7 protein-coding genes are annotated in these 8217 nt (G+C 70.4%); 5 read left to right on the top strand and 2 right to left on the bottom strand.

From position 1 onward, the window contains the following. On the bottom strand, window positions 1–585 hold a 585-nt coding region (locus ACPYOM_RS19400), incomplete at its 3' end, for an alcohol dehydrogenase catalytic domain-containing protein (protein ID WP_481347212.1). A gap of 87 nt (window positions 586–672) precedes the next feature. Further along, on the bottom strand, window positions 673–1695 hold the full coding sequence (locus tag ACPYOM_RS19395) for a LacI family DNA-binding transcriptional regulator (protein WP_481347211.1): 1023 nt from the start codon (window positions 1693–1695) through the stop codon (window positions 673–675). 172 nt (window positions 1696–1867) lie between these two features. Between ACPYOM_RS19395 and ACPYOM_RS19390 the strand changes: the two genes are divergently transcribed. The 5 genes from ACPYOM_RS19390 to ACPYOM_RS19370 all read left to right on the top strand — a co-directional run. Beyond that, the gene (locus ACPYOM_RS19390) at window positions 1868–3184 is read left to right on the top strand and encodes an ABC transporter substrate-binding protein (protein WP_481347210.1); all 1317 of its coding nucleotides are present in this window, start codon (window positions 1868–1870) and stop codon (window positions 3182–3184) included. Between the two features lie 58 nt (window positions 3185–3242). Continuing rightward, complete coding sequence (locus tag ACPYOM_RS19385; RefSeq protein ID WP_481347209.1) at window positions 3243–4199, top strand: carbohydrate ABC transporter permease; 957 nt, start codon at window positions 3243–3245, stop codon at window positions 4197–4199. After that, complete coding sequence (locus tag ACPYOM_RS19380; RefSeq protein ID WP_481347208.1) at window positions 4196–5125, top strand: carbohydrate ABC transporter permease; 930 nt, start codon at window positions 4196–4198, stop codon at window positions 5123–5125. Before ACPYOM_RS19385 ends, ACPYOM_RS19380 begins: the two co-directional genes overlap by 4 nt. Before the next feature lie 60 nt (window positions 5126–5185). Further along, entirely contained in the window at window positions 5186–7552 is a 2367-nt protein-coding gene (gene yicI, locus ACPYOM_RS19375) for an alpha-xylosidase (RefSeq protein ID WP_481347207.1), read from the top strand. Then, a partial coding sequence (locus tag ACPYOM_RS19370; RefSeq protein ID WP_481347206.1) for a family 1 glycosylhydrolase occupies window positions 7549–8217 on the top strand: 669 nt, incomplete at its 3' end. The genes yicI and ACPYOM_RS19370, both read left to right, overlap by 4 nt.

Here is an 8217-nt window from a genome sequence, read left to right as displayed (position 1 = left end):
TCCGTCGTCGGCAGCGTCAGATGTGTATAAGAGACAGATCATCACCGTGCTGAGCCCGACGCCGCCCGAACCGACCACCGTGACCCACTCGCCCTCCGCGAGCCGCGCGCGGCCGGAGAGCGCCCGGTAGGCCGTGGCGAAACGGCAACCGAGGCTCGCGGCGGCCGCGAAGCCGACGCTTCCGGGGATACCCACGAGGTTGGTGTCGGCCGCGTGGAGCGCGACGTACTCGGCGAACGAGCCCCAGTGCGTGAAGCCGGGCTGCTCCTGGAAAGGGCACACCTGGGCCTGCCCCGAACGGCACCACTCGCACCTGCCGCAGCCGCACACGAACGGGACGGTCACCCGGTCGCCGACCGCCCAGCGCTCGACGCCGCGGCCGACCTCGGTGACGACGCCGGCGAGCTCGTGACCCGGCACGTGCGGGAAGTCGATGTCGTCGTGCCCGGCCCAGGCGTGCCAGTCGCTGCGGCACAGGCCGGTCGCCACGACCCTGACGACGACGCCGGCCGCCGGCGCGGTCGGCTCGGGGACCTCCCGGACCTCGGGCCGGGCTCGGACAGCATCGAGGACCATCGCGCGCACCGGGTCATCATGGCAGCCGCCCGCGCCCGGCGGTCTGCCGTCCCGCGGTGGCGTTCGGTGGCGTTCAGGGCCGCCGGGTCGAAGGCGTCAGTCGCCGGTGGCCACCGCCCGGTACGGCTCCGCAGCGCTGCCGCGGACCTCGAGGTGCGGCGGGAGGAGCTCATGGCCACCTGCCTGGCCGGCCAGCTGCCGCAGCGCGAGCTCGACGGCTCGGCGACCCACCTCGGCGGCCGGGATGGACACCGCGTCGAGCGGCACGGACTGCGTCTCGGCGATGTCGTCGGGGCACAGGGCGACGATCGACATGTGCTCCGGGACGTCCCGGCCGCGCGCCCTGAGCGTCGTGATCAGTGCCGGCAGCGACGCCTCGTTGTGCACGACGAGGCCGGTGACCGCGGGCTCCTCACGCAACAGGGCGTCGACCTGGGCCTCCACTTCGTGGTGTCCCACGCTGAGGGCGTGCACGGAGGCGCGCACGCCCGCCTCCGCAGCAGCGGCCTCGAAGCCGGCCCGGAAGCGCAACGCGTAGCTCGTTCCCCGTTCGTAGACCGTGGGGGTCGCTCCCAGGAGGGCGATGTCGCGGTGGCCGAGTCCCACGAGCCGCTCGACGCACGACCGGGCCGCCGCGGCGAAGTCGAGGTCGACGCAGGTGAAGTCGCCGGGCGTCTCGGGCACCCCGATGAGGACGACGGGGAAACCGGCGTCGTGCAGGGTCGCGAGCCGTGGCTCGTGGGCCTCGACGTCCATGACGATGAGCGCGTCCGCCATCGAGCCCTGCACGATCCGGTCCAGCGACTCGGGGCCCTCGTCCTTGATGACGAGCAGCACGTCGTAGTCGCGGACCCGGCACTCCAGGGCGATGGCCGCGACGAACTGCATGATCACCGGCACGTTGATGTCGGTCCGCAGTGGTGCCGCGACCGCGACGATGTTCGTGCTCGCGCTCGCCAGGGCCCGGGCGCCGGCATTGGGCCGGTAGCCGAGTCGCGCGATACCGGCCTCGACGCGGGCGCGCGTCTCGGCAGAGATGGCGCGCTTGCCGCTGAGCACGTAGGAGACGGTGCTCGGCGCCACCCCGGCCTCGCGGGCGACGTCGGCGATGGTGGGCATGCGATCACCATAGGCGAGGGTCCGGCCGTTCAACGCCACCTCCGACTCATCCGTCCGCGGCCCGGTGGCCGTGTCTCGCGACAATTTGTTTTTTCCTCAAACTATTGACTGAGCGGGCTCTCGACTGGCACAGTCGAAGCGCTTCGACACTGTACCTGACCAAGGAGCGACAATGAGGTTTCCCCTTCACCGCGCAGCTCTGGCCGCCGTGGCCGCAGCGGCCCTCGCCCTCGGCGCCTGCAGCGGCGGCGAGTCGCCGGGAGCGGGTGCCGACGACACGGCGGCCACGACCCTGCGCCTGTGGCACTACGAGAGCGCGAACGGCGCCATGGGTGTGGCCTGGGACAAGGCCATCGAGATCTTCAAGAAGGAGCACCCCGGTGTGAAGGTCGAGTTCGAGCGCAAGGCGTTCGAGCAGATCCAGCAGAACGCCGGCATGATCCTCAACTCCGAAGCCGGTCCCGACATCATGGAGTACAACAAGGGCAACGCCACCGCCGGCCTGCTCGCCTCCCAGGGTCTGCTCACCGACCTGACTGCCGAGGCGCAGAAGCGCGGCTGGGACAAGAAGCTGAGCCCGAGCCTGCAGACCACGGCCAAGTACGACGAGAAGGGCGTCATGGGCGGCAACGCCTGGTACGGCGTGCCGAACTACGGCGAGTACGTCATGGTCTACTTCAACAAGGACCTCTTCACGAAGAACGGCGTCAAGCTGCCCACGACCTTCGCGGACCTCGAGTCCGCGCTGGCAGCCTTCAAGGCCAAGGGGATCGCCGGCCTCGGCATGGCCGGCGCCGAGTACCCCGCGGGCCAGCTCTACTACCAGCTCGCCCTCTCGAAGGCCGACCGGAGCTTCGTCGACGACTACCAGCTGTACAAGGGACCCGTCGACTTCCACGCCGACCCGCTGAAGTACGGCGCCGACACCTTCGACGCCTGGGTCAAGAAGGGCTACATCGCCAGGAACACGGCCAGCGCCAAGGCCGAGGACATGGGCACGGCCTTCATCGCCGGCAAGACGCCGATGATCGTCTCGGGCTCCTGGTGGTTCGGCCGGTTCGCCGACGAGATCAAGGGGTTCGACTGGGGCACGATGCTCTTCCCGGGCAACAAGCTCGACGCCGGCTCCTCGGGCAACCTCTGGGTCGTGCCGGAGAACTCCAAGGCGAAGTCCCTCGCCTACGACTTCATCGACATCACGCTCCGCCCCGAGGTCCAGGACCTGCTCGGCCAGAAGGGTGGCCTGCCGGTGGCGGGGGACCCGTCGAAGATCACCGACGAGCGCACCCGCAAGATGACGGAGGACTTCGCGACCCTGCTCGACCAGGACGGTCTCGCCTTCTACCCCGACTGGCCGGTCCCGGGCTACTACGACGTGCTCGTGGCCAAGCTCCAGGGGCTCATCAACCAGTCCGCGCAGCCGAGCGAGGTCCTCGACGAGCTCGCCAAGCCGTACGCCGACGGCATCAAGGAGATCCAGGCCAAGTAGCCGGGAACCCGCCACGCGGGGTGGGGCGGCCCGCCGCCCCACCCCGAACGGAGGAATCATGTCGAGCGCCACGCTCAGCCACGCCGACGACGCGTCGGTCCCGACCGACCGGCTCCCGAGGAGACGACGCCGGGAGGCGTCCTACTGGACGTACTTCGTCCCGGGAGCGGTCCTGTTCACCGCCGTCATCGGGATCCCCTTCTTCTACAACATCTACCTGTCGCTGACCCGCTGGTCCGGCGTGGGCAAGCCACGCTTCGCCGGGTTCCACCAGTACGCACGGCTTTTCGGCGACGACGTGTTCTGGACGTCGTTCCGCAACTCGCTGGCGATGATCGTCGCGATGGTCGTGCTGCCGACCGTCATCGGCCTCGTGCTGGCGGCCGTGCTGTTCGACTACCTCGGCCGACGTTTCGGAGCCGGCGTCGTGTCGGTCCTGCGCGCGACCTTCTACCTGCCCCAGATCCTGCCCGTCGTCGTGGCCGGCATCGTGTGGGGCTGGGTGCTGCGACCCGACGGCGCCCTCAACGGCCTCCTCGAGGCGGTCGGGCTCGGCTCGCTGGCCCAGGACTGGCTCGGCGAGCCGGCATCGGCCCTGCCGGCCGTCATGCTCGTGCTCGTCTGGGTGCAGATCGGCTACCCGGTCGTCATCTTCATGGCGGCGCTCGGCCGGGTCGACCCCGAGCTCTACGAGGCGGCCGAGCTGGACGGCGCCGGGTGGTGGGACCGGCTCCGGGCCATCACCATCCCGCAGATCCGCCCCGAGACCTACGTCGTCACGCTGACCTGCACGATCGCCGCACTCAAGGTCTTCGCGCCGATCTTCGCCCTGACCCGCGGGGGACCGGAGAACAGCACCACGGTGCCCTCCTACTTCGCCTACACCACGTTCTTCAAGAAGCTCGACGTCGGCTACGGGGCCGCCATCGCCACGGTGCTCACCCTCATCATCGTGGCCGTCGCGGCGGTCTTCATGGGCCTGCAGGCCCGCGCCGAGCGAAGGGATGGGCGATGAGCGCCATCGTGACCGACACGACCACCAGCCCCAGGGCCCCCGGGACCGCCGGCCCCGCAGCCGGCGGGCTCCCGGCAGCGGCACCGCCGACCACCAGCCGGCTGCGCCGAGGCCCGGGCCGCTGGCTCGTCCTCGCCCTCGTCACCGTGTGCGCGCTCGCCGTCATCGCGCCGTTCCTGCTCATGCTGCTCAACGCGTTCAAGTCGCCGTCGGACTACAGCACCAACGGTCCGCTGAGCCTGCCGACCGAGATCTACACGAAGGGCCTGACGACGTACTGGGAGCAGGTGGACTACCCGCAGAAGCTGCTCAACTCGGTCGTCATCTCCGGCACCGTCGCGGTGGCGGCGACGGTCGTGTCGCTCCTCAACGCGTTCGCGCTCGGCATCGGCCGGGTGAGGGGACGGCTGTGGATCGTCGGGCTTTTCCTGCTCGCCAACATGCTGCCGCAGGAGGCCCTGGTCTACCCGCTCTACTTCTTCGCCAAGCAGGTCGGCCTCTACAACACCCAGCTGTCGGTGATCATCATCTTCACCGTCATCCAGAGCGCCTTCGGCACCTACCTGCTCGCCTCGGTCCTCGGCACCTTCCCGCGGTCGGTGCTCGAGGCCGCGGCCCTCGACGGCGCGAGCCGGTGGCAGACCCTGTGGCGCGTCGTCTTCCCCATCACGCGCCCGACGCTCACGGTGCTCGTCATCTTCTTCTTCATCTGGACGTGGAACGAGTTCTTCATCCCCCTGGTCATGCTCATCTCCAACTCGACCCAGACCGTTCCCGTCGCGCTGGCGACGCTGCAGGGCGACCGCATCATGGACGCCCCCACGACGAACGCCGGCGCTCTCATCTCCCTCATCCCCTGCGTCATCTTCTTCCTCCTCTTCCAGCGCACCCTGACGCGCGGTGTCATGGCGGGCGCCGAGAAGTGAGCCCGCACGCGAGCCGAGAAGCGGCGCACCCCGTCCGACGAAAGCGAGCACGGACCTCCCATGAAGTTCACTGACGGCTACTGGCAGTCCCGACCCGGCGTCACGCTGCTGCGGCCGGCGGAGGTCCGCGACCTCGTCGTCGGACCCGACGGCCGGACGCTCACGGCCTACGCCCCCACGGCGCGGATCCACGCCCGCGGCGACACGCTCAACCGGCCCTTGCTCACGGTCGAGTTCAGCTCACCCATGCCCGACGTCATCCGGGTCCGGCTGTCGCGGCACCTGGGGGCGGGCCCGCTGCACCCGCAGTTCGCGGTCGACGGCGTCGACGAGGCGCCGGTGTCCGTGACCGTCGACGACGAGGGCGGGACCCTGACGGCGGGTGGCCTCAGCGTGCACGTCGCGAAGGGACCCGGGTACGCGGTGAGCTTCCTCGCCGACGGACGCCGCCTCACCGGGTCGATGCCGCGCGGCACCGGCGTCGCCCTCTTCGAGGACGACGACGTCTTCGCCGTCGACCAGCTGGCCCTCGGCGTCGGCGACCTCGTCTACGGGCTCGGCGAGCGTTTCGGGCCGCTCGTCAAGAACGGGCAGACCGTCGACATCTGGAACGCCGACGGCGGCACGAGCAGCGAGCAGGCCTACAAGAACGTGCCGTTCTACCTGACGAACGCCGGCTACGGCGTCTTCGTGCGGCATCCGGAGGAGGTGTCGTTCGAGGTCGCGTCCGAGGCGGTGTCGGCCACGCAGTTCTCGGTCGCCGGGGAGCACCTCGAGTACTACGTCATCCACGGGCCCTCGCCCAAGGAGATCCTCGCGAGGTACACGGCCCTCACCGGTCGCGCGCCACAGGTGCCGGCCTGGTCCTACGGCCTCTGGCTGTCGACGTCGTTCACGACCAGCTACGACGAGGCCACGGTGATGTCCTTCGTCGACGGCATGGCCGAGCGGGGGCTGCCCCTCTCGGTGTTCCACTTCGACTGCTTCTGGATGCGCGAGTTCCACTGGTGCGACTTCGTCTGGGACCCGGCCACGTTCCCTGACCCCGCCGGGATGCTGCGGCGGCTCAAGGCCAAGGGCCTGCGGGTGTGCCTCTGGATCAACCCGTACATCGCTCAGCGGTCGCACCTGTTCGACGAGGGTATGGAGAAGGGCTACCTCGTGCGCCGACCCGACGGCAGCGTGTGGCAGTGGGACAAGTGGCAGGCCGGGATGGGCCTCGTCGACCTGACCAACCCGGCCGCCGTGGACTGGTTCACCGGTGAGCTGCACAAGCTGCTCGACCTGGGCGTCGACGCGTTCAAGACGGACTTCGGCGAGCGGATCCCGACCGACGTCGTCTGGCACGACGGCTCGGACCCGGAGCGGATGCACAACTACTACACGCACGTGTACAACCGGGTCGTCTTCGACCTGCTCCGGCGCACCAAGGGTGAGGGAGAGGCGGTGCTCTTCGCGCGCTCCGCGACGGCGGGTGGTCAGCAGTTCCCCGTCCACTGGGGCGGCGACTGCGACTCGACCTTCCCGTCGATGGCCGAGTCGCTGCGGGGTGGGCTGTCGCTGGCCTACTCGGGGTTCGGCTACTGGTCCCACGACATCGGCGGCTTCGAGGGCACCCCCGACCCTGCGGTCTTCAAGCGGTGGCTCGCCTTCGGGCTGCTCTCGAGCCACAGCCGCCTGCACGGGTCGGACTCCTACCGGGTGCCCTGGGCCTTCGACGAGGAGGCCGTCGAGGTGACGCGTCGGTTCACCCGGCTCAAGCTCGCCCTCATGCCCTACCTCGCGAGGGTTGCCCGCGAGGTGACGAGCGAGGGGGTGGGCATCATGCGCCCGCTGCTCCTCGAGTTCCCGGACGACCCGGCCGTGGCACACCTCGACCGCCAGTACACCCTCGGCGACTCGCTGCTCGTCGCCCCGGTCCTCACGCACGAGGGGGTCGTCGACTACTACGTGCCCGCGGGGCGCTGGACGGGCCTGCTCGACGGACGCACCGTCGTCGGTCCCGCCTGGGTGCGCGAGCAGCACGGGTTCGACTCGGTGCCCCTGCTCGTCCGCCCCGACACGGTGCTCCCGCTCGGCGCCTGCACCGACACACCGGAGTACGCGTGGGCTGACGGCGTCACGCTGGCCCTCGTCGAGCTCGCGGACGGCCTGCGGGAGGTGACCGTCCCCGGCCGTGCCGGCGAGGCCGACACCGTCTTCGCCGTGGAGCGCAGGGGTGAGGCGGTCACGGTGCGGCGTCTCTCCGGCCCGGAGCTCCCGGGTGGCTTCCGGGTCCTGGCCGTCGGCGCGGGCGGCTCGTCCGCCGTGCTCGCGGGCCGGGTGGTCCCGGCGCCGGACGACCGGCCGTATGCCGTCGACGGCGTCCTGGCCGAGGCCACGGGCGACGTCGTCGAGCTGAGGCTCGACGTCGAGGTGGTGTCATGACGCTGGTGGGCCACCCCCGCTCCGCGGCGACCGTTCTCGCCCGGCGGTTCCCGGCCGGGTTCCGGTGGGGTGCCGCGACGGCGGCCTACCAGATCGAAGGAGGCGTTCACGAGGACGGGCGCGGTGCCTCGATCTGGGACACCTTCAGCCACACGCCGGGGCGCACCCTGGGCGGTGACACCGGCGACGTGGCCGACGACCACTTCCACCGCTGGCGCGACGACGTCGAGCTCATGGCGGCCCTCGGCCTGGGCACCTACCGCTTCTCGGTCGCGTGGCCGCGGATCCAGCCGACGGGACGCGGCCCCGCGAACGAGAAGGGGCTCGACTTCTACTCCCGGCTCGTGGATGCCTTGCTGGACAAGGGGATCCAACCGATCCCGACGCTCTACCACTGGGACCTGCCGCAGACCCTCGAGGATGCCGGCGGGTGGCCGGAGCGCGACACCGCCTACCGCTTCGCCGAGTACGCCGGCCTCGTCGCCGAACGCCTGGGCGACCGGGTCCCGCTCTGGCTGACGCTCAACGAGCCGTGGTGCTCGGCCTACCTCGGCTATGCCGCCGGTGTGCACGCACCCGGGCGCACCGAACCGGCGGCGGCGCTCGCCGCCGTGCACCACCTCAACCCCTGTCTCTTATACACATCTGACGCTGCCGACGACGGA

The organism is Monashia sp. HAY1-2A, assembly GCF_056755315.1.
The sequence above is the reverse complement of the archived record's forward strand: the minus strand, read 5'-3'. Positions and strand labels throughout refer to the sequence as shown.

Bases quoted from the DNA above. Each gene is read 5' to 3' on its own strand.
- ACPYOM_RS19395 (WP_481347211.1), bottom strand. From the start codon at position 1,695: ATGCCCACCATCGCCGACGTCGCCCGCGAGGCCGGGGTGGCGCCGAGC.
- ACPYOM_RS19390 (WP_481347210.1), top strand. From the start codon at position 1,868: ATGAGGTTTCCCCTTCACCGCGCAGCTCTGGCCGCCGTGGCCGCAGCG.
- ACPYOM_RS19385 (WP_481347209.1), top strand. From the start codon at position 3,243: ATGTCGAGCGCCACGCTCAGCCACGCCGACGACGCGTCGGTCCCGACC.
- ACPYOM_RS19380 (WP_481347208.1), top strand. From the start codon at position 4,196: ATGAGCGCCATCGTGACCGACACGACCACCAGCCCCAGGGCCCCCGGG.
- yicI (WP_481347207.1), top strand. From the start codon at position 5,186: ATGAAGTTCACTGACGGCTACTGGCAGTCCCGACCCGGCGTCACGCTG.